This is a genomic window from Bradyrhizobium sp. Unk1 (genome assembly GCF_059512345.1).
Genome location: NZ_JCAMOP010000004.1, coordinates 337,975 through 357,737, shown reverse-complemented (window position 1 = coordinate 357,737; position 19,763 = coordinate 337,975). Strand labels below are relative to the sequence as shown.

The following is a 19,763-nucleotide window of genomic DNA, read 5'->3' as shown; positions in this document are numbered from 1 at the left end:
TCGGCCTTGGACGCCAGCGCCACCTTGGCCTGGACGTCACCGGTCATCGGCTCGAAAACGTCTGCCGTCCGGCCCGAGGTGCCCTTGACCTCCTTGCCACCGATGAAATGTCCGATTGAACGCATGGAATGATCTCCTGAGGTCGAGCGTGAACGCTTTGACAAATCCTATCGACCTGCATTTTATAGGATTCAAGTCTGAGATAATGCACCATAGATGTGCGAAAATGCTGGATCAAGGTAGCATCGACTGGGACGACTTCCGCTTCGTGCTGGCCATCGTGCGGGGCGGCTCGGTTTCGGCTGCGGCTAAACAGCTCGGAGTGGACCACGCCACCGTGATCCGCCGCGTCGACCGGCTGGAGAGACACCTCTCGGCAAAGCTGTTTGACCGGCGCAAGACCGGCTATCTCCTCACCGAGGCCGGCCAGCGCGTCGCCGACAGCGCGGAAGCGATGGAATCGACCATCGTCGCCAACCAGGAGCAGGTCGGCGGCTCGGTCGCGCGGCTGACCGGAACGGTGCGGATCGGCGCGCCCGACGGGTTCGGCACCGCCTTCCTGGCGCCGCGCCTGGCGCCCTTCGCCGACCGCTATCCCGACCTCGATCTGCAACTTGTGGCCACCGCGCGGCTGTTCAGTCTCTCCAAGCGCGAGGCCGATATCGCGATCAGCCTGACCATGCCGAAGGAAGGCCGCATCGTCGGCCGCAAGCTGCTGGACTACCGCCTCGGGCTTTATGCGGCGCCGGCCTATCTCGACCGTTTCCCGAAGATCACCTCGCGCGAGGTGCTGCCGCAGCATCGCTTCGTCGGCTATATCGAGGAGCTCCTGTTCACGCCCGAGCTCGATTACCTCCCGCAAGTATCGCCGCGGATTTCGGCACGCTTTCGCAGCGCCAATCTGATCGCGCAGCTCAACTCCACGCTCGCGGGCTTCGGCATCGCCGTGCTGCCGCATTTCATGGCGAGTGATTATCCGCAGCTGGTGGCGGTGCTGCCGGAGGAGATATCGATCACGCGGACGTTCTGGATGCTGATGCACGCGGATAGCAAGGATCTCGCGCGGATCCGCGCGGTGGCCGATTACATCGGCGAGATCGTGGAGCGCGAGCGGGCGTTGTTTGCGGGGCGGTAACGACGGTTTCGTAGGGTGGGCAAAGCGAAGCGTGCCCACCACGTCACCCGCGATCGTAGAGAGATGGTGGGCACGGTGCTGACGCGCCTTTGCCACCCTACGGCACCTGAGCGCTTGGCTAAGGCCTAACTCTGCTTCACCTTCTTCGCCGCCGTCACCTTCGGCTCGCGCTTCGCGCCATCGAGCGCGCTGGCCTTGCCGGCCTTCAGCACCTCGTCCGACAGTTCGCTGGAGCCGGCAATGCGCGCCAGCAGCATGGTGCCGGCCATCGTGGCCAGCGTGGCGATCGCCTGCTTGCGCGCGGCCTTGCGCGGCAAATTGGGGATGAAATCGGTCATCATCTCGACCATCTCGTCGAGCTTTCCGGCAAAGGCCTTGCGCGTCTTCGGGCTCTCGCGGGCGATCTCCGCGCCGAGCGCGGGAATCGAGCAGCCGTGGCCGGGATTGTCCCGATGCAACGCCGAGAGATAGGTCTCGACGATCTGCGTCAGTTGCTTTTCGGGCGCGACCTGATCGGACTGCTTGCGCCAGTGCTCCATAGAGCGGTCCATGGCGTAGGCAAAGGCCTCGATCACCAGCGCCTCGCGCGAGTCGAAATGCGCGTAGAAGCCGCCATGGGTCAGGCCCGCCTCCTTCATGAGGTCGGCGACGCCGATGCCGTGCGCGCCTTTTTCCCGCAGCCGCACGGAGGCTTTCTTCACGATGCGGTCGTGGGTTTCCTGCTTGTGTTCCCGGGAATAGCGCATGCGAGTCTCATTGAATGTCGGAGATCATCCCATAACACAGAAATGGACCGCGCGATGCATTAATTCACGTTAAGTTGTCGCGCCGATCATGAAGTTGTCGCGCCGATCATGGAAAAGGTTGCAGTTGCATGGACTGCGAGCGCACCCTTGCCGTCGCGCACGAAACCTTCCGTGTAACTGGTCTGACGCCCCAGCTTGATGATCTTGCCTTCGGCCGAGATCAGCCCGGAACGGACCGACAGCGGGCGCAGGAACGTCATTTTCAGGTCGAGCGTCACTGACGATTGCCCCGCCTCCAGCCGCGTCGAGATGGCGCAGCCCATGGCGGTATCGATCAGCGCCGCGGCGGTCGCGCCGTGCAGGAGCCCGATGGTATTTTCGAGATCCTCGCGCGGCTCCAGTTCCATCAGGATCCGGCCCGGCTCGACCACGGCCATGATGAAACCGATCAATTTTGCGAAGGGCGGCGGCGGCAACCGCCCGTCGCGGATTCCCAGCATCGCGTCCATGCCTGAAAGCCCCATCGCTGCTTTTGCAACCGGCGCAGGCACCTGCCAGTCCACCACGCGCTCACGCCGCTGCGCGGGCGAAAACAGGTCGAGTTGATCGTTGTCAGTCATGATCGCCTCTTTATATGATATTTGTCATACTATGCGACGGACTTCGCGATGGCAACTGCCCCTCTCCTGCCTGCTTGACAAGCAGGGCGTTTCGGCACCGAAGTGATCCCGACGCGCGCGCCCCGCGCATGTCCACGAAAGCTCCGAGATGCACTGATGGAAATGCTCAACAATCACTGCGGCGTGACGCGCGATACGCGCGGCGTCGTTCATGTCGCGATCTGCAACGCCGGCCCGCTCAACATCCTCGGATCGCCCGTGACCGATGCGGTCCGCGAAGGCCTGCAGCAGCTCGCTTCCGACCGGAGCATCCGTGTTGTGGTGCTGCGCGGCCAGAGCGAGAAGAGCATGATCGGCGGCGCCGACATCAAGGAGATGGCAAAGCTCGACCAGAAGTCAGCCGAAGCCTTCATCAGCCGCCTGCGCGATCTCTGCGAGGCCGTGCGCCAATTCCCGGCGCCGGTGATCGCACGCATGCCAGGCTGGTGCCTCGGCGGCGGCCTCGAAGTCGCCGCCGCCTGCGACTTCCGGGTCGCCGCGCATGATGCGCATTTCGGCATGCCGGAGGTTCGCGTCGGCATCCCCTCGGTGATCCATGCAGCCCTGCTGCCGCGCCTGATCGGCTGGGCCCATGCCCGCTGGCTGGTGATGACCGCGGAGAACATCGACGCACCGACGGCGCTGGCCTGGGGACTGATCGACAAGGTCGCGCCGGAGGGCGGATTGGATGCCGAGGTCGAACACGTTGTGAAGGCGTTGCTCGAATGCGGCCCCGAGGCGCTGCGCTCGCAAAAGGCGCTGCTGCGGCAATGGGAGGAATTGCCGCTGACGGAGTCGGTGAATCTCAGCGTCAAGGTGTTCGGCGAATCGTTCCTGACGGACGAGCCGACACGGCTGATGGGCGCGTTTGTGAACAGGAAGCGGTAGGCGCTGGACGGGGTGCCGTGATCGTTCCGCATGAAGCTGTCATCGCCCGCGAAAGCGGGCGATCCAGTATTCCAGAGGCCGTGCGTGGATACGGAGAGGCCGCGGCGTACTGGATGCCCCGCCTGCCGCCTACGCTAAAGCTTCGGCGCCCCTAGACTTCAGCCCCGGCGAAGCCTTGGCGTAGCCGGGTCGCGAGGCATGACACCGTCATTGGGGAAGCGCCTTCGTTTCCATAATCACAGCCCCTCCTCCGATCGAACGACCAAATCTCATCCGAGCCACGACAATTTCTCATGCCGGCCGCGGTTGCATTTTTTGCGCCGCATCATATGATGATCATAATCTTTCTCGTCATCGCTGGGAGTTTCATCATGGCCGAAGCCGCCGATCCCGTCGTCATCGTCTCCGCCGCCCGCACCCCGCTCGGCCGCTTCATGGGCGAGCTGTCGCCGCTGGCGGCACACAAGCTCGGATCCCACGTCATCGGTGCGGCACTTGAGCGCGCCAGGCTCGCGCCCGAGAAGGTCGACGAGGTCTTCATGGGCTGCGTGCTGCCGGCCGGACAAGGCCAGGCGCCGGCGCGCCAGGCGGCACGTAGCGCCGGCCTGCCCGACGCCACGGGCGCGACCACGGTCAACAAGGTCTGCGGCTCCGGCATGAAGGCGACCATGCTGGCGCACGACATCATCCGCGCCGGCTCGGCCGAGATCGTCGTCTCCGGCGGCATGGAGAGCATGAGCAACGCGCCCTATCTCCTCGCCAAGGCACGCGGTGGTTACCGCGCCGGGCACGACCGCATCATCGACCACATGATGATGGACGGGCTGGAGGATGCCTACGAGACCGGCCGCTCCATGGGCGATTTCGGCGAGGCCACCGCGGAGGCCTATCAGTTCACCCGCAAGGACCAGGATGCCTATGCGATGGAGACGCTGAGCCGCGCGCGCAAGGCGGTCGAGGGCGGCGCGTTCAAGGCCGAGATCGCGCCGATCACGCTCACCGAGAAAGCAGGCCCGCGCATCATCGCCAATGACGAACATCCGTTGAAGGTCGATCCTGCAAAAATCCCCGGATTGAAGCCGGCGTTCCGCGCCAACGGCACCATCACGCCGGCGGCCTCCTCCGCAAATGCCGACGGCGCCGCCGCGCTGGTGCTGACGAAGCGCTCACTCGCGGATCGCAACGGCCTGCCGGCAATTGCCGAGATCAAGGGCCACGCCACCCACAGCCAGGAACCGCAATGGTTCACGACGGCGCCGATCCCGGCGATCCGCAAGCTGCTCGACAAGGTCGGCTGGAGCGCCGGCGACGTCGATCTGTTCGAGATCAACGAGGCCTTCGCCGTGGTAGCGATGGCGGCGCAGCGCGATCTCGGCATTCCCCGCGACAAGCTGAACATCAACGGCGGCGCCTGCGCGCTCGGCCATCCCATCGGTGCCACCGGCGCGCGGCTGATCGTGACGCTGCTGCACGCGCTCGAGGCGCACAACCTCAAGCGCGGCGTCGCGGCACTCTGCATTGGCGGCGGTGAAGCCACGGCCATCGCCGTGGAGCGTCTGACGCACTGACCAAGATACGTCCGAAAATGAGGGAACTCTGTCATTTTCGACAGACACGTCCCGTGCCATTCTGCAAGCTCGTGCAGGTGTCTCAAAGCCTGCCCATCAAACATTGAGGCCCAATGATCTCGAACTGGCTCGCGGCGACACTCAGCCGCCGCAATATCCACTACGGCTGGGTGATGGTCGGCGTGACCTTCCTCACCGCGCTGATCAGCGCCGGCACGGTCGGTGCGCCCGGCGTGTTCATCGTCCCGCTTCAGCACGAGTTCGGCTGGAGCACGGCGCAGATTTCCTCCGCGCTGTCGATCCGCTTCATCCTGTTCGGGCTGATGGCGCCGTTCGCGGCCGCCCTGCTCAACCGTTACGGCCTGCGCAACGTCACGTTGACTGCACAGCTCATCGTGGTCTCGGCGCTGGTCCTTTCGCTGGGCATGACCGAAGTCTGGCAGCTCGTGTTGCTGTGGGGCGTCGTGATCGGCATCGGCACCGGCATGACCGCGCTGGTGCTGGGCGCCACTATCGCGACGCGCTGGTTCGCCGCGCGGCGCGGCCTCGTCGTCGGCATCATGACCGCGAGCGTCGCTACCGGCCAGCTCGTCTTCCTGCCGCTGCTCGCAAGCCTGACCGAGCGTTACGGCTGGCGGCTCGCGCTCGGCTTCGTCTGCATCGCGCTATGCGTTTCGGCCGTTGCGGTTCTCCTCGCGATGCGCGACCGGCCGAGCGATCTGGGCCTGCGCCCGTTCGGCGACGAAGGCACCGAGCCCCTGCCGGCTCCGCCGGTCAGCCATGGCTCGATCACGGGCGTGGCGCTCGGCACGCTGCGCGACGCCTCGAAGTCGCGCGCGTTCTGGATCCTGTTTGCGACCTTCTTCGTCTGCGGCGCCTCGACCAACGGCCTCGTCCAGGTGCATTTGATTCCGATGTGCCTCGATTTCGGCATCCCGCAGGTGCAGGCCGCAAGCCTGCTCGCCGCGATGGGCATCTTCGACTTCTTCGGCACCATCATGTCGGGCTGGCTGTCGGACCGCTACGATAATCGCTACCTCCTGTTCTGGTACTACGGCCTGCGCGGCCTCTCGCTGATCTTCCTGCCCTTCAGCGATTTCTCGTTCTACGGGCTGTCGATCTTCGCGATGTTCTACGGGCTCGACTGGATCGCCACGGTGCCGCCGACGGTGCGGCTCACCGCGCAGAAGTTCGGACCCGAGCGCGCCAATCTGGTGTTCGGCTGGATCTTTGCCGGCCATCAGCTCGGCGCAGGCACCGCGGCGTTCGGCGCCGGTTTCTCGCGGACTGTCTATGAGAGCTACCTGCCCGCGTTCTTCATCGCCGGCGCGCTCTGCGTGTTTGCCTCGCTGATCGTGCTGGCGCTGTCGCGGCAACCGAAGGTCGAGCCGAAGCCGGCGATGGCCTAGTACCTGATCGTGGTGGTGACGCCGAAGACGGCGGCGTCACCGATCCGCGACACGCCGGTCGGATCGTTCGGATTGGGGACGCCACCGGAGGGGCGGAACACGTATTGGAAGTATGGTGCGATCAGCCAGCCCGGCTTGATATGCGCCTCGTAGATCATCTCGATCAGCGTCTCGTTGCTGCGCACCGGGCTCTGGATGCCGGTGAAGGCCTGCGTATCGAGATCAAGATTGCGCGCGGTGTTCGAAATCCGCATATAGGCCATCGCCACGCCGAAGCGATCGAGCGGACGGCCTGGCGTGAAGCCGACGAAGCCGATGCCGCCGTCCACGTAAAGGTCGATCAGATTGCGGTCCGGCGGGCTGTAGGCGATGCGGCCGAACGCGGTGACGCCCGGGATCGAGGCTGACGTGGTGTTGTCCTTCACCTCCGGCGGGCGATAGAGCACTTGCTCGACGACGGCGAAGATACCGTAATTGCCGCGAAGTCTTGCAGGCACACCGCTCCCGCCGGGATCGGCGATCGACAGCCCCTCCGCCGTAAAGCGCTGGCTGTCGAACGAGCCGTAATGCTTCCAGGCGCCCGGCGTGAAATTGCCGGCGAGCGGCCGGCCTCCGAGATCGATGTCGTAGTTGAAGCGGACCTGCCCGATCACCCACGGCGGATCGTTGACGCGGAACGCCAGACCATGATGGTCGCGCAGCTGCGGATCCGCCTCGCCCGGGCCTGACGGATCGCCGTTGAACACCGCACCGAACGCGGTGATGTTTTCGGTCAGCGCCGCCTTGATGCGGATGCCGGGCACAGCGATCGGCGGTGCCGGGCCGCCGGCGGGAAGATTGCTCGCCTTGATCGCGGGCCAGCCGAAGGTGCCGTTGATGAAGAGGTCGTCGGTCTGGCTGTCGAAGAACTCGACGTCGGCGGCCTGCTGGCCGGCCCTGATGTTCAGGCGGTCGCCGAAGAAGCTCTGCTCGAAATAGGCGTTGTAGAGCCGCCGGTCTGGCAGTGCCTCGATCTCGCTGATGGTGGCGAGGTTCATCACGTAATTGCGGCTCAGCCCCTGGCCGTAGATCACGAACGCATTGGCGTAGAAGCGGCCGCCGGTCCAGCCCACCAGCTTGTCGAGATCGGCATCGACCGAGAGATCGAGGCGGCCGAAATGGATGGCGCCGCGCTTCACCCCGCCGGAGACGTTGGCGATGTTGTCGGCGATATAGGTGGCGCCGAAATTCAGGCCCTTGTTGGCGAGCCCGTCATGCCATTCGTTGAACCATTTTGGCGCCAGCCATTCGGCCGCGCTTTCGTCCTTGGCGCCGGCGAGCGCGCTCGTGCTCGCGACCGTTGAGGCCAGCACAATGGCGGCCGCGCGTCGCAACGGAGATTGATGGGCACGCCAACTCACGGTCAATACGCTATTTTTTGAAGATGCCCGTGCGCCGCATGAAGAGATAGGCCGCGCCGACCGAAGAGGCCATCAGCAGCGCCGCCACGAGAAATCCGCTCTCGACGTCGGTCAGCGGCAGGCCCTTGGTGTTCATGCCGAAGATGCCGGTGATCAGGGTCGGCGGCAGCAACAGCGAGGTCACGATGGAGAGCGTGTGGAGGTGGCGGTTGCTCTCCTCCTCGTTCTTGAAACGCAGCTCCTCCTCGAGCAGGCGGCTGCGTTCGCGGAGCTCGACGATGTCGTGATCGAGCCCGTCCAGCCGCTGCGCCAGCTTGCCGGCGTGAATGCGTAAGGCCGGCGAGAGATGATCGGTATTCTTCTGATCGAGGCGGTGGAACAGCACGCGCAGGCCGGTGAGCTGGCGATGCAGTCTGACGCAGGTCCGGCGCAGCCGGCCGAGATTGCGGCGCATCTCCGGCTTGGCGTCGTCGGCCAAAATCCGTTCCTCGATGTCGTCGATCTCCTGGCCGAGCTTGTCCGCCATCCGGTCCAGCGTGTCGGCGACCTCGTCGACGATCTTTTCCAGGAGATGGGCGACGTTGTCGACGCGGTAGCCGCCTTCGAGCACGCGGCGCGTCGCATCAGCCGAGCACAGCGCCTGATGCCGGCCGCTGACGAGAAGATGCTCGGTCATGGCGAAACGCAGGAACGCGGTCTCTTCCGTCGCGCTGTCGATGTCGCGCACGAGATCGGAGAAGACCCCGTAGACGCAGTGGTCGATGACGTGAAGCTGCTGGAAGGTGTCGTTGGACAGCAGGAGGTCACGCGCAAGCGGCGGCAGCTGTGACGCTGCGATCCAGGGCCGCGCGCGCGCATCGGTCAGGTTGAAATGCAGCCAGAGCCGGCCGTCATGGCTGAACTCGATCGGCTGGTCGATCGGCAGCGCCTCGGCACTGCCGTCGCCGTGCAGCCGGAACGCCCAGACCAAGCCGGGAATGGCGGGCACGGAATCCGATATCGCGCTGACAAGCTTCGCCGGCTCAGCCATGGCCAACCCCAATTGTCAATAAATGCCCCGCTTCCGGAAGATGGCTGACGGCATCTTCCGAACCTCTCGCGGGTACTCAATTACGGCTTTGTTACAGTTTGATGATGGTGCCGCCCTACTCCGCGGCCAGCCCCGTCGCGGCCACCGCCTCGGCCTCCTTGACGTAGTCGTGCACGACGCGGCCGAACGGCAGCGTGAGATCGGCGATGTAGTGGTGCGCGCCGAGGCAGCGGCGAACCGGGAAATCCGCGACCGGCGCGTTGACGTGGGGCACCAGATGCAGCCGGCCGGGCCCCATCCAGGAGCCTTTCGGCACGATGTCGATGAGGTTGATCGCGACGAGCTGACAGACTTCGAGACGGCCGTCGACGCCCGGGATCATCTTCAGATTGATCTGCGTCTTCGACAGCGTCGCACGGGTGCGATCGCCGTTGCCGGCCATGCTCTCGTGCTTGTAGCCCATCGTGCCCATGGCGACGAGCTGGCCGGCATATTCCAGCGTGCCCGTCAGCGTGTCCTTGACGATCTCGAGCTTGGGATGGGCGTATTTCTTGGGAAAGCCCCAGATCTCGCGGCCCGCCGCGATCGGCGGATCGTCGTCCAGATACATCTGCGAGACGAAATTGACCTCCTCGCCGTTGAGACGCGCGGGGATGACGAGGCCGGATTCGGTGTAGCTGCCGAAGCCGGAGGAGTCCGGCATCTTGATCCATTCGTAATGCACGATCGGCTGGTCGATCGGCTCCAGCGGCTCAGGCAGGCCGGCGCGGATCAGCTCCGGATCGGTCTCGTAGGTGATGACGAGGAATTCGCGGTTGACGAAGCGATAGGGCCCGGCCGGATAGCTCGGTCCCGCCGCCGGCATGGACGGAAGTCTCAGCACGTCTTCCCTGCGCATCCTGATCTCCTGTGTGTGATGCCCGCCCGGCGGCGTCAGGCCTGGACCGCAAATTGCTAGCCGCCGTCATTGACTGCGATGTGAAGGATTTCCGTCAGGCGCACGACCTCCCGCCATTCCCGTTGCGGTCGACCTGCATGCGGACAATGCATCGGCGCTGAAATTGTCATCACGCCGTCACTGCCGGACGCAATCGTTTGGTCCACGCTAGGAGGCACCCATGGACGCCCGCACGTCGCAACCGGCTCATCAGACGCATCAGCCTCCCGCGCGGGGCTGGCGCCCCGAACGCTGCGACCGCGTCGCGCTGGTTCTGCAAGGTGGCGGCGCGCTCGGCGCCTACCAGGCCGGCGTCTATCAGGCGCTGCACGAGGCCGGCATCGAGCCCGACTGGGTCTGCGGCGTCTCAATCGGTGCAATCAATTCTGCCATCATCGCCGGCAACAAGCCGGAGAAGCGGCTGGAGGCCCTGCGCATCTTCTGGGAGCGCATCACCAATCGCAAGATCTGGCATTACACGCCCGACGGCGACATCTTCCGCCAGTGGCGCAATCTCACCAGTGCGTGGATGACGTCGGCGATGGGCCAGCCCGGCTTCTTCACCCCGCACCAGGTCAATCCCTGGTTCAGCCCGGTCGGCGCGCGCACCGCCACCAGCTATTACGACACGATGCCGCTGAAGGAGAGCCTGCTGGAGCTCGTCGACTTCGACCTCATCAACGAGAAGAAGGTCCGCTTCGCGGTCGGCGCGGTCAACGTGCTCTCGGGCAACTTCATCTATTTCGACAATTCCCATGACGAGATCGAGCCGGAGCACATCATGGCCTCCGGCGCCCTGCCGCCGGCACTGCCGATGGTGCGGATCGGCACCGATCATTTCTGGGACGGCGGCATCGTCTCCAACACGCCGCTCCAGCACCTGCTCGACCAGGAGGATGCGCTCAACTCGCTGGTGTTCCAGGTCGACCTGTTCAGCGCGCGGGGCGTGCTGCCGCGCTCGATCCAGGACGTGATGGCCCGCCACAAGGACATCATGTATTCCTCGCGCACGCGCCACAACACCGACGTCTATCGCCGCACCCACAATCTCAAGGTTCTGCTCTACAAGGCGCTGGCGAAGATTCCGGACGAGCAATTGTCCGAGGAGGATCGTAGCCTCAAGGTAAGCCTGCGCAACATGCCGGAGATCGCGATCCTGCATCTGATCTACCAGCAGAAGGCCTATGAGGGCGACGCCAAGGACCACGAATTCTCGGGCACCTCGATGCGCGAGCACTGGACAAGCGGCTACGAGGACACCAAGCGCACGCTGAAGCGCCGCGACTGGATCAAGATGCCCGAGGAAGGCATGGGCCTCGTGGTGCACGACGTGCACCGGGAGACGGAGAGCGCGTAACGGGCGCTCTTCAGACGGACCGCTCCAAACAAAAACTGCGAAAACAACCCCATGCACAGTAGCCGGGCGTGGCGGATCAATGACTTACGCTTTCCCGAAGCAATTTGACTCGTCGGGCAAAACAGGGGCATGATACTATCGTCGCCTTCCATCCATTTTGACCTTCGATGACGTGACGCAAAGCATCAGCCCCGCGGTCTCGATGTCGCGCGTACGCTGGGGCATCACACCTGCCTGCGGTAACTCATTGGCCGTGCGCTCGTGACTTGACCGCTCATTTCGTCACCATTGATGACGCCGTCGAACCGAATCTGCATTCCGTTGAGGTTGACCTGCATGACCACCTTGTTGCCGGACATGGAGAAGTTTGCAGGGACGGTCCGGCCATTTGCCAAATCGCACGACGGATCCGCTCAGCGCCAATCCGCGACATTGGCCACACCGCGCCCCATGCCATAGTGGACGCCAGGCGAAGAGCACAACACGGCGTGGAGAAAATGATGATCAAGATTGTACAGGCCTTCGACCGAAAAGAGATCACCGAGCTCGGCAGTGACGACGCCGCCGCGCTGGAGGCAAAGTTCGAGACCGCGCGAAAGCTGTTCGCGGACCGAAAGGCCTGGCTGAAGCCGCATCAGCGGATCGCCATTCTCAATAGGCTCGCCGATCTGGTCTCGGCGAAGCGGCAGGATTTTGGTCTCCTGATCGCGCGCGAAGGCGGCAAGCCGCTCACGGATGCGTTGATCGAGACGGATCGGGCGATCGACGGCATCCGCTCGGCAGCGGATTTTTTGCGGACCCGCGGCGGGGTCGAGGTCCCGATGGGCCTGACGCCCGCAAGCGATGGCCGGCGGGCATGGACCATCAAGGAACCCATCGGCATTGTCGCAGCGATCTCGGCCTTCAATCATCCCCTCAACCTGATCGTTCACCAGATCGCACCGGCGATCGCGACGGGTTGCCCTGTCATCGTCAAACCGGCTGGCACAACGCCCCTGTGCTGCGTCGAGCTCGTGAAGCTCGTCCACGAAGCCGGCATGCCCGAAGGCTGGGTGCAGACGTTCCTCCCGGAGGATCATAGCCTGCCTGAAAAATTCGCGACCGACCCACGCGTCGCCTTCCTGAGCTTCATCGGCTCGGCGCGCGTCGGCTGGCATCTGCGATCGGTCATCACCCCCGGTGCACGCTGCGCCCTCGAGCACGGCGGTGTCGCGCCCCTCATCGTCGACCGCAGCGCCGACCTCGAAAAGATCATCGAGCCGATCGCCAAGGGCGGCTATTACCACGCGGGGCAAGTCTGCGTGTCGGTCCAGCGCATCTATGTGCATTCCGCGCTTCAGAAGGAGTTCGTCGACCGCTTCGCGGCCAGGGTCGAGGCCCTGAAGGTGGGAGACCCGACGCTCCCCGAGACAGAGGTGGGACCGCTGATTACGCCGCAGGAGGTTGCGCGTGTCGAAGGCTGGATCAATGAGGCGGTTTCGGCCGGGACACGACAGATCGGGGGCGGCCGGTTGAGCGAGACCACGCTCAAGCCATCGATCCTGATCTCGCCGCCGCGCGATGCCAAAATTTCCACGCTGGAGGTGTTCGGGCCGGTGACCTGCGTCTATCCGTTCGATCGCATCGACGACGCGATCGCGGAAGCCAACTCGCTTCCGGTCTCATTCCAGTCCGCCATCTTTACGCGCGATCTCGCGGTCGCGCTCGATGCGGCGGAGCGCCTCGACGCGGCGGCGGTGATGATCAACGACCACACCGCCTTCCGCACCGACTGGATGCCGTTCGCGGGCCGCCGCGTGTCCGGCCATGGCGTGGGCGGCATTCCCTACACGATGCACGAGATGACGGCGGAGAAGATGATCGTGTTCAGGTAGTCGCCGCACAAGCGCAGGCTCGGTGGAGCAGGACGAAGAAGTGGCCCGGACAGCCCTTGCCGCGATCGAGGGTGCCGCTGGCAATTGATGAATCCAACAGTCAGGAGACACCATGTCCAAAGGAAAAGTGCTCGTTGTCGGCTCCAATGCAACCCGTATCGAGATCCAGGGCGGCGGCACCGGGCCGACCGGCCAATATCTCAACGAGACCGTCGTGCCCGCGATGGCCTTGGTCGATGCCGGTTACGAGGTGGTGCTGGCCACGCCGAACGGCAAGCAACCATACATCGATCCGGCCTCCGATCATGCGGCCCATTTCGGCGGCGACGAGAAAGCCTACCGGCGGGGACGCGATTTCTTCGACAAGGACCCGTCGATGACCAACGTGCGCACGTTGCGCGCGATCGTGGACGGCGGACTGGATCAATATGCCGCCGTTTTCGTCCCCGGCGGCCAGGGTCCGGTCGTCGACCTCATGCAGGATGCCGAGCTCGGCAAGATCCTGCGATATTTTCATGAACGGAAGAAGATCACCGCGCTGCTCTGCCACGGACCGATCGCGACGCTGGCCGCCCTGCCCGACGCCAAGGCCTATCGTGCCGCCCTGATCGCCGGCGACAAGGCCAAGATCGCGGAGCTGGGCAAGGGCTGGCAATATGCGGGATACAAGATGACGGTGTTCACCGCCTCGGAAGAGATACCGATCGAGGAGCAGTTCCTGCACGGCAAGATCTACTTCACCATGCCGGACGCGCTGGGAGCCGCAGGTGCCGAGGTCAGCCGAAGCGCCGTCGATTTCGAGCCCTACGTCGTCGAGGACCGCGAGCTGATCACCGGCCAGAATCCGCGGTCAGACCATCCCATCGCGGCAAAGCTGATCGCAGCGCTCGACCGCGTCACTGTGGCGGCGTAGGCGTTCACCCCAATGTATCCCGGCCTGGTGCGCAATTGCGCACAGGGGCCGGGAGGAAATCGGGACAGAAGCTTGCCTCAGCGGCATCCGGCTTCTTTCGACCGCGTTCCGTGAAACTAACAGGTCTTCTGCTGCAAGTGCTGCACGCAGGTGCAGGTCTTCGCCGCCGGATATTTTATGTCGTAATAGGGAAAACTCGACGTGGCGGGGGTATTCGTCGAGCAGCGGGGGAACAGGTAATAGCTGTCGGACAGCTTCACCGTACCGGCGATCGTGAAGCCGAGGTTGGGCGCGTAGTCGTAGGACACCTCGCTCAGGATGAGCGAGATGTTGGCATTGCTGGTACCGCCCGGCGCGGTAAAGGACGACAAGGTCATCTGCTGACCGGCGGCCCTCGCCCCCGACGTACTGGTCGACTTGCTCCATTGCACCGTCGCGTTGCCATTGCTGTCGGTCGAGACCTCGGAGACCGTGATCGTCATCAGCGAGGTGCTGCCGTTCTTGATGGGATAGGGAGCCATGATGGAGCTCGCCGCAGCGAGAATGCCGTCCATCTGGGTCGACGTGACGGCCGTGTTCTGCGAGATCATGTCGGCAACGCTGTGCGCGGTCGCGCTGACCTTGACGTTCATGGCGAGCCCGTTCCCGAGCTCGACACCGCCGACATAGAGCACCAGCATGAACGGCGTCACGATGGCGAACTCCGTCGCTGCAACGGCGCGTACATCGGTCAACATCTGCCGAGCGCGGGACGACAGGGCGGAGATCATCAGGTGGCTCCTGGCTCGTTCTGGAACGCGGCGGACGACATGAGCAGCCGGTTGCCATTGGTAAGGTTCGAGAGATTGAAGCCGAGCGGACCGAGCACGACCGGCCAGACATACATGACGCGGAGAACGACGATATCGCCGGAATCGCCCGGATCGTATTGCCAGCTATTGGTCACATTGCCCGAGCCGTCGAACGTCAGCGAGGGCGTCGCCGTGTTCGCGGAAGACCAGGACGTCGCGACCTGCATGTCGACCATCAGACCGCTGCAATTGAACAGGATCACGATCTGATCGCAGACCTTCTGCTTGAAAACCGCCTGGTTCATCTGCGCCGACTGAACCTGCCCCGTCATGACGAGACGCGCCGACTGGCGCACCACGGTTTCAAGCATCTGCTGGGCAAAGAAAACCAGAAACGTCTGGATGAGCGCGATGATGAGGGCGAGAAACGGCGCGGCAACCAGCGCGAATTCGACGGCCGTGGCTCCGCGGCTATCGCCGGCGAAGGCGGCGCAGCGGTTGCGGCGTCTTTTCGTAGTCGTGACCTGTCGGGTCATGGCCCCTTCCCTACTGCACGAGGCTGGCCGTGCTGGACGCAACCTTGATGAAGAGGTTGGTCAGCGCCGCGGAAATGTCGCCACCTGTCTGCACACTCGCATACAGGCCGGGCGACGCGCACGATTGCAGCCGTGTCGCGATCGTACCGGTCGACGAGGTCGGATTGTTGAACTGCGAGATGCGGCTCGTGTACCAGCTGTCGCTCAGCTGCAGATACTCGGTGTAGAGGACCGCGATGCGAATGCCGCGGTTCTTGATCGTCGTGCAGACCGTCGTGTCGAGCGGTTGCTGGCATCGCAAGGTCGTCGAGTTGGCTGTCGGAAGCGCATAGGTGGCATTGGGGTCGCAGGAGCCCCCCGTCTTCGGGATCAGCTTGTCCTCGACGCCGTCGGTGACGAGGAAGACCACTTCCTGCGGCGTATCGCCCGCCTGATTGGTGCCGGTGCCCGGCGCAGGCATCACGGTGTTGACGCCCGTGAGCCCGCCCGAGATGTCCGTGCCGTAGTCGGTGGTGTAGGTGCAGTTGCCCTTGCTGTCGACAATGGGGCAGTTCTGGTGGTCGACCGTCAGGAGCTGAATGTTGTTGATCTTCGTGGCAGCGGTGTCCGGGGTGGTCAGCATCTGAACCGTGTTGAGGGCGTAGTCGAAGGTGTAGATGGCGGCCTTGTAGGTCGTGTTGTTGAGCGCCGACATGCACTGCATGACGCCGCCCGTCACACCCGCCTGCGGGCACGTCCAGGGTCCCTTCAGCAATTGCGTAACGGCGTTGGTCACGAGATCGATGCGCAGCGTGATGTTGTTTGCGCGTGCGACGGTGAGATTGTCCTTGTTCGTCGAGCTGGCCGTTGCATTGTTGGGACGCGCCTCATGGCAGGCGAACGAGCAATTCTTCGCGTAGCTGGGCTGGTTCTTCGTGGCCGCGATCATGTTGGTGATGTCGGCCTGCGTCGCAGCAAGTGCCATCGAAGGCGAGTCGTCCAGCAGCAGGTAGAAGTTCATGTTGGGCGCGCTCGACGCCTTTGCCGTTGCGGAGCCGGAGACGTCCCAGGTCTGCTTTCCGAGAACGCTGGGGAAATTATTGACGGAATGCGCGATGTAGGAAACCGTGATGCTCCGCGCGAGGCCGGAATCCGTGACGGTGATGGTCGGCGTCGGCGTCGCCGTCAGACCGGGAAGATTCGCCTTCGCTGCAAAGACGGCTGCGGCGGTCGCCTGGACGACCGTCTTGTCGGTCTGGGTCAGCATCGCCGGCCGCACGGCTGCGATCGCGGCCGCGTCGGCGGCTGCGTTCAGTTGCTCGCGCTTGCGGACGGCCTGCGTATAGTCGAGCGTCATGCCCAGGAGAAAGACGATCGGGACCATCGTGAGGGCGAAGATAACGGCGATGTTGGCCTTCCGGTCTCTTGCGAAACGGAGCACTACCCGGCGGAGCATGACCTTCATCCTGATTGCCGTCGTGGCGGCAGAGAGCAAATTCCTAAAGTCTTTTGATCGGGGCAACCGGTGGGATGACCGCTGCCGGTCAGCCCGCCAATCGCAGGCTGGAATATGGATATGGCCTTCTTAATCAACACTTACGGGCAATCCACAAACAGGGAGTGCAACCGAGTGGGATGTTCCATATCGAGAGGACATCATTAACGTCGCTTAAACGCGATCGCAGAGATTGAGGGGTAAGCGGCCTCCGGTGAGGTCGAGACGGCCTAACGCCGGCGCTAGCGGGTGCCGCCTCCGTAAGCGGCCGCAGGCGGCGTCGATGTCGGCGCGGCACGCCGGCTGCGATACCGCTTTCGAGGCTAGGCCCAACGCATACGAGGAAAGACGTGGCGGCAGCTCGCCTGCGGCCCATCCTTCGGGACGCCCGCCTCCGGCGGGCCCTCAGGATGAGGTCGCGCCTTGCGGCGAGATATCCAGCCCTCTTGGTGAGGGGCCCGCAAAGGCAGGTACGCGCCACATTGCCATTAGACTCCCCGCCGCAAACGTGGAGAATGCCCCCGCACGTCACGTGCGCAGTGCACACCAAGATGCGCCAGGGGAAACAAAATGCCGGCTGCCTTCCCGTCGTCCCTACCCACCATCCCGACCGCTCCTTTGACTGTCCGCATGCGCGATGCGTTGCGCGCGATCGTCGGCGAGAAGGGCCTCATCGAGGACGAGCACGGCAAGCAGCCGTTCGTGACGGACTGGCGTGGATCGCTGGTTGGCGGCGCGGGCGCCGTCGTTCGTCCTGGCAGCACCGAGGAAGTCTCGAGAGTGGTCCGGCTTTGCCATGAGCACGGCGTCGCGATCGTGCCGCAGGGTGGCAACACCGGCCTGATGGGCGGGGCCACGCCCTGGCCGGCGCACACCGGTATCGTGCTGTCGCTCGGCCGCATGAACCGCGTGCTGGACGTCGATGCCGTCGGCTACGCGATGACGGTCGAGGCCGGTTGCGTTCTCCAGACGCTTCAGGAGACGGCAAGCCGTCACGACAGGTTCCTGCCGCTCAGCCTTGGCGCCCAGGGCTCGTGCATGATCGGCGGCAATCTGTCGACGAACGCCGGCGGCGTGCAGGTGCTCCGCTATGGCAATGCCCGCAATCTCGTCTTGGGGCTCGAAGTCGTGCTGGCCAACGGAGACGTCTGGGACGGACTGCGTGCGCTCAAGAAGGACAACACGGGCTACGACCTCAAGCACCTCTTCATGGGCGCCGAGGGAACGCTGGGCATCATCACCAAGGCTGTCCTCAAACTATGGCCGGCACCGAAGGACATCTGCACAGCGTGGCTGGCGATCCGCGATCCGCGCGCGGCGCTGGAGATCCTGTCCGAAGCCCATGCTGCATCAGGGGACAATGTCGGCTCCTGCGAGCTGATGAGCCGCAGCGCCATCGACATGGTGCTGCGCCATATCCCCGGCACCCAGGATCCTCTCAAGGCGGACACGCCATGGTACCTCCTGCTCGAATGGTCGTCCTCGCGGGCCCGACAGGACGGGACCGAGGGCATGACCGAGAAGCTGGAGCAGTTTCTCGCCGATCAGCTCGAGGCCGGCCGCGTGCTCGACGCGGTGATCGCGCACACCGGAAATCAATCGCGCAACATGTGGCGCATCCGGGAAAGCGTCGCCGAGGCCTCCCGTGCCGAGGGGCCGGGACTGAGCTACGACGTGTCGGTGGCCATCTCCAGGATTCCCGGGTTCATCGACCAGGGGCTCAAGGCCGTGCTCGACATTCTTCCGACCATCCGCCCCTATCCTTTGGGGCACATCGGCGACGGCAATCTGCATTTCTCGTTCATGGGCCCCAAAGGCATGGATCAGCAGACGCTGACCCAATATTCGTCCGCCATCACGCGGGCCGTGAACGATCTCATCACGTCCATGGGCGGCTCGATCTCGGCGGAGCACGGCATCGGCATCGACAAGCTCGACGAGCTCAGTCACTACCGCTCGAAGACCGAGCTCGACATCATGCGCACCATCAAGCGCGCGCTCGATCCGCAAAACATCATGAATCCCGGCAAGGTGCTACGGCTGTGATGAGGTGACGCTTCGCCGCGTCGTCTTCGGCTGCGTCGATGTCAGAGCGGTAGCAGAACACGAACACTCGCCTTGGACACACGACCAAGTCCGTTTCGGCTTCCGCATCGCACTAACCCACGGCTTCATTCGCCGTTGTCATTCGACACGCCAGCGCTATTGTGCGCGGGCGGCGCAGCCGCGGCATTCATCCAATAATTCAGATTATGGGAGAATCGCATGAAATTCATTACAACCTGGAGTGTACCGCAAGGCACCTTCAATGCGGCCGTCAGCCGCTTTCTGGAAACCGGCGGAGCGCCACCCGAAGGCGTCAAGATGCTGGGCCGGTGGCATGGCATGAACGGACAGGGATTTGCGATCTCTGAATCGAGCGATCCAAAGGCGATGTATCGCTGGCACGCACAGTGGGCTGATCTGCTCCCATTGACCGTCACACCCTGTCTGGAGGATGGCGACGCGGGCGAAGTGATGGCCTCGCTGCCCAAGCGCTAATCGTCAAAAGCGCTAACCGTCAATCCTCATGCCATTGCCGCCGAAGACCGGCGGCAGTGGCATGCCCGGCAGGTTTAGAATGTCGATCTGTCCGGCGGAAGGCGTGGTCGCTCCCGTCTGGCGGCTTACAGCTACTGTGCTTGTGGGTATTTCGATAGGGTCGTCAGTGACGGCCGCGATTCCTTTAGCGCTCAGGTGGCGAGCGTGGAATCACCCATTGCTCGAGGCGATCGATCGATGCCTCCCGTTCATGCTGGCCCAACCAAATCGTAAAGAGAACCAGCGCGGCGGCGAGAGCCCCGATGCCGAAATACAGGTTCCTCATGCGCGTTTGAATGCGCTGAGCCGCGAATGGTTCCATCCATCACGACTTTCATCGCGTCGCTCCACGAGGAGCGAGGCGACGAAGGCAATCCAGACGGCCTCCGCGGGTAAAGTCTGGATTGCTTCGCGGAGCCTGTCATCGGGGGCCTCGCTTCGCGCGCACCCGGTTGCTGGCAGTGAC

The 19,763-nt window shown here is 63.9% G+C and carries 18 protein-coding genes; 9 read left to right on the top strand and 9 right to left on the bottom strand.

The features are described from left to right. Positions 1-226: 226 nt before the first annotated feature. Positions 227-1,135 (top strand): LysR family transcriptional regulator, encoded by a 909-nt coding sequence (locus AC5ZFO_RS07535; RefSeq protein WP_282518079.1) that lies wholly within the window; start codon positions 227-229, stop codon positions 1,133-1,135. Positions 1,136-1,260: 125 nt separating this feature from the next. Here the strand turns inward: AC5ZFO_RS07535 and AC5ZFO_RS07530 are convergent, their stop codons facing one another. Together AC5ZFO_RS07530 and AC5ZFO_RS07525 are read right to left on the bottom strand one after the other, a co-directional pair. After that, positions 1,261-1,881 carry a TetR/AcrR family transcriptional regulator gene (locus AC5ZFO_RS07530; RefSeq protein ID WP_496121861.1) on the bottom strand — a complete coding sequence of 207 codons (621 nt, stop codon included), beginning with the start codon at positions 1,879-1,881 and terminating at the stop codon, positions 1,261-1,263. A gap of 86 nt (positions 1,882-1,967) precedes the next feature. Next, entirely contained in the window at positions 1,968-2,501 is a 534-nt protein-coding gene (locus AC5ZFO_RS07525; RefSeq protein WP_496121860.1) for a PaaI family thioesterase, read from the bottom strand. 156 nt (positions 2,502-2,657) lie between these two features. On the opposite strand from AC5ZFO_RS07525, the gene AC5ZFO_RS07520 reads away from it, so the two are divergent. The 3 genes from AC5ZFO_RS07520 to AC5ZFO_RS07510 all read left to right on the top strand — a co-directional run bounded on the left by AC5ZFO_RS07520 (position 2,658) and on the right by AC5ZFO_RS07510 (position 6,405). After that, positions 2,658-3,428: an enoyl-CoA hydratase gene (locus AC5ZFO_RS07520; RefSeq protein WP_282518082.1), complete on the top strand. Its 771-nt coding sequence runs from the start codon at positions 2,658-2,660 to the stop codon at positions 3,426-3,428. A 371-nt stretch (positions 3,429-3,799) separates the two neighbouring features. Then, a complete protein-coding gene (locus AC5ZFO_RS07515) occupies positions 3,800-4,996 on the top strand; it encodes an acetyl-CoA C-acyltransferase (protein WP_282518083.1) in 1,197 nt (398 codons plus the stop codon). Positions 4,997-5,109: 113 nt separating this feature from the next. After that, entirely contained in the window at positions 5,110-6,405 is a 1,296-nt protein-coding gene (locus AC5ZFO_RS07510; RefSeq protein ID WP_282518084.1) for an MFS transporter, read from the top strand. On the opposite strand, the gene AC5ZFO_RS07505 is transcribed toward AC5ZFO_RS07510, so the two are convergent. From AC5ZFO_RS07505 to AC5ZFO_RS07495, 3 genes are all read right to left on the bottom strand, one after another. Continuing rightward, positions 6,402-7,757, bottom strand: a complete 1,356-nt coding sequence (locus AC5ZFO_RS07505) for a carbohydrate porin (RefSeq protein WP_282518085.1) — start codon at positions 7,755-7,757, stop codon at positions 6,402-6,404. The two genes, AC5ZFO_RS07510 and AC5ZFO_RS07505, sit on opposite strands and share 4 nt — an antisense overlap. 58 nt (positions 7,758-7,815) lie before the next feature. Continuing rightward, positions 7,816-8,835 carry a transporter gene (locus tag AC5ZFO_RS07500; protein WP_496121859.1) on the bottom strand — a complete coding sequence of 340 codons (1,020 nt, stop codon included), beginning with the start codon at positions 8,833-8,835 and terminating at the stop codon, positions 7,816-7,818. A 115-nt stretch (positions 8,836-8,950) separates the two neighbouring features. After that, the gene (locus AC5ZFO_RS07495; protein WP_028153388.1) at positions 8,951-9,733 is read right to left on the bottom strand and encodes an acetoacetate decarboxylase; all 783 of its coding nucleotides are present in this window, start codon (positions 9,731-9,733) and stop codon (positions 8,951-8,953) included. A gap of 220 nt (positions 9,734-9,953) precedes the next feature. Between AC5ZFO_RS07495 and AC5ZFO_RS07490 the strand changes: the two genes are divergently transcribed. Further along, the gene (locus AC5ZFO_RS07490; RefSeq protein ID WP_282518087.1) at positions 9,954-11,129 is read left to right on the top strand and encodes a patatin-like phospholipase family protein; all 1,176 of its coding nucleotides are present in this window, start codon (positions 9,954-9,956) and stop codon (positions 11,127-11,129) included. Positions 11,130-11,353: 224 nt separating this feature from the next. Here the strand turns inward: AC5ZFO_RS07490 and AC5ZFO_RS07485 are convergent, their stop codons facing one another. Continuing rightward, a complete protein-coding gene (locus AC5ZFO_RS07485; RefSeq protein WP_282518088.1) occupies positions 11,354-11,488 on the bottom strand; it encodes a hypothetical protein in 135 nt (44 codons plus the stop codon). 141 nt (positions 11,489-11,629) lie between these two features. Here AC5ZFO_RS07485 and AC5ZFO_RS07480 point away from each other — a divergent pair, with 141 nt between their 5' ends. Together AC5ZFO_RS07480 and AC5ZFO_RS07475 are read left to right on the top strand one after the other, a co-directional pair. Next, positions 11,630-13,003, top strand: coding sequence for an aldehyde dehydrogenase family protein (locus tag AC5ZFO_RS07480; RefSeq protein WP_282518089.1), 1,374 nt, complete (start codon positions 11,630-11,632; stop codon positions 13,001-13,003). 112 nt (positions 13,004-13,115) lie between these two features. After that, on the top strand, positions 13,116-13,916 hold the full coding sequence (locus tag AC5ZFO_RS07475; protein ID WP_282518090.1) for a type 1 glutamine amidotransferase domain-containing protein: 801 nt from the start codon (positions 13,116-13,118) through the stop codon (positions 13,914-13,916). Positions 13,917-14,032: 116 nt separating this feature from the next. On the opposite strand, the gene AC5ZFO_RS07470 is transcribed toward AC5ZFO_RS07475, so the two are convergent. The 3 genes from AC5ZFO_RS07470 to AC5ZFO_RS07460 are packed head-to-tail and all read right to left on the bottom strand — an operon-like array spanning position 14,033 to position 16,678. Then, entirely contained in the window at positions 14,033-14,686 is a 654-nt protein-coding gene (locus AC5ZFO_RS07470) for a TadE/TadG family type IV pilus assembly protein (RefSeq protein ID WP_282518091.1), read from the bottom strand. Beyond that, entirely contained in the window at positions 14,686-15,243 is a 558-nt protein-coding gene (locus AC5ZFO_RS07465) for a TadE/TadG family type IV pilus assembly protein (RefSeq protein ID WP_282518092.1), read from the bottom strand. Before AC5ZFO_RS07465 ends, AC5ZFO_RS07470 begins: the two co-directional genes overlap by 1 nt. 10 nt (positions 15,244-15,253) lie before the next feature. Continuing rightward, complete coding sequence (locus tag AC5ZFO_RS07460; RefSeq protein WP_282518093.1) at positions 15,254-16,678, bottom strand: TadE/TadG family type IV pilus assembly protein; 1,425 nt, start codon at positions 16,676-16,678, stop codon at positions 15,254-15,256. 609 nt (positions 16,679-17,287) lie between these two features. On the opposite strand from AC5ZFO_RS07460, the gene AC5ZFO_RS07455 reads away from it, so the two are divergent. Continuing rightward, positions 17,288-18,763, top strand: coding sequence for an FAD-binding oxidoreductase (locus AC5ZFO_RS07455; RefSeq protein ID WP_282518094.1), 1,476 nt, complete (start codon positions 17,288-17,290; stop codon positions 18,761-18,763). A gap of 219 nt (positions 18,764-18,982) precedes the next feature. Next, positions 18,983-19,258 carry a DUF3303 domain-containing protein gene (locus tag AC5ZFO_RS07450; protein ID WP_282518095.1) on the top strand — a complete coding sequence of 92 codons (276 nt, stop codon included), beginning with the start codon at positions 18,983-18,985 and terminating at the stop codon, positions 19,256-19,258. The last annotated feature ends 505 nt before the right edge of the window (positions 19,259-19,763 follow it).

What these genes read in the sequence shown, in the direction of transcription:
- AC5ZFO_RS07470 (WP_282518091.1), bottom strand. Translation starts at nt 14,686, where the DNA reads ATGATCTCCGCCCTGTCGTCCCGCGCTCGGCAGATGTTGACCGATGTA.
- AC5ZFO_RS07455 (WP_282518094.1), top strand. Translation starts at nt 17,288, where the DNA reads ATGCCGGCTGCCTTCCCGTCGTCCCTACCCACCATCCCGACCGCTCCT.
- AC5ZFO_RS07530 (WP_496121861.1), bottom strand. Translation starts at nt 1,881, where the DNA reads ATGCGCTATTCCCGGGAACACAAGCAGGAAACCCACGACCGCATCGTG.
- AC5ZFO_RS07500 (WP_496121859.1), bottom strand. Translation starts at nt 8,835, where the DNA reads ATGGCTGAGCCGGCGAAGCTTGTCAGCGCGATATCGGATTCCGTGCCC.
- AC5ZFO_RS07465 (WP_282518092.1), bottom strand. Translation starts at nt 15,243, where the DNA reads ATGACCCGACAGGTCACGACTACGAAAAGACGCCGCAACCGCTGCGCC.
- AC5ZFO_RS07525 (WP_496121860.1), bottom strand. Translation starts at nt 2,501, where the DNA reads ATGACTGACAACGATCAACTCGACCTGTTTTCGCCCGCGCAGCGGCGT.
- AC5ZFO_RS07535 (WP_282518079.1), top strand. Translation starts at nt 227, where the DNA reads ATGCTGGATCAAGGTAGCATCGACTGGGACGACTTCCGCTTCGTGCTG.
- AC5ZFO_RS07515 (WP_282518083.1), top strand. Translation starts at nt 3,800, where the DNA reads ATGGCCGAAGCCGCCGATCCCGTCGTCATCGTCTCCGCCGCCCGCACC.
- AC5ZFO_RS07520 (WP_282518082.1), top strand. Translation starts at nt 2,658, where the DNA reads ATGGAAATGCTCAACAATCACTGCGGCGTGACGCGCGATACGCGCGGC.
- AC5ZFO_RS07460 (WP_282518093.1), bottom strand. Translation starts at nt 16,678, where the DNA reads ATGCTCCGCCGGGTAGTGCTCCGTTTCGCAAGAGACCGGAAGGCCAAC.
- AC5ZFO_RS07450 (WP_282518095.1), top strand. Translation starts at nt 18,983, where the DNA reads ATGAAATTCATTACAACCTGGAGTGTACCGCAAGGCACCTTCAATGCG.
- AC5ZFO_RS07475 (WP_282518090.1), top strand. Translation starts at nt 13,116, where the DNA reads ATGTCCAAAGGAAAAGTGCTCGTTGTCGGCTCCAATGCAACCCGTATC.
- AC5ZFO_RS07510 (WP_282518084.1), top strand. Translation starts at nt 5,110, where the DNA reads ATGATCTCGAACTGGCTCGCGGCGACACTCAGCCGCCGCAATATCCAC.
- AC5ZFO_RS07485 (WP_282518088.1), bottom strand. Translation starts at nt 11,488, where the DNA reads ATGTCCGGCAACAAGGTGGTCATGCAGGTCAACCTCAACGGAATGCAG.
- AC5ZFO_RS07495 (WP_028153388.1), bottom strand. Translation starts at nt 9,733, where the DNA reads ATGCGCAGGGAAGACGTGCTGAGACTTCCGTCCATGCCGGCGGCGGGA.
- AC5ZFO_RS07490 (WP_282518087.1), top strand. Translation starts at nt 9,954, where the DNA reads ATGGACGCCCGCACGTCGCAACCGGCTCATCAGACGCATCAGCCTCCC.
- AC5ZFO_RS07480 (WP_282518089.1), top strand. Translation starts at nt 11,630, where the DNA reads ATGATCAAGATTGTACAGGCCTTCGACCGAAAAGAGATCACCGAGCTC.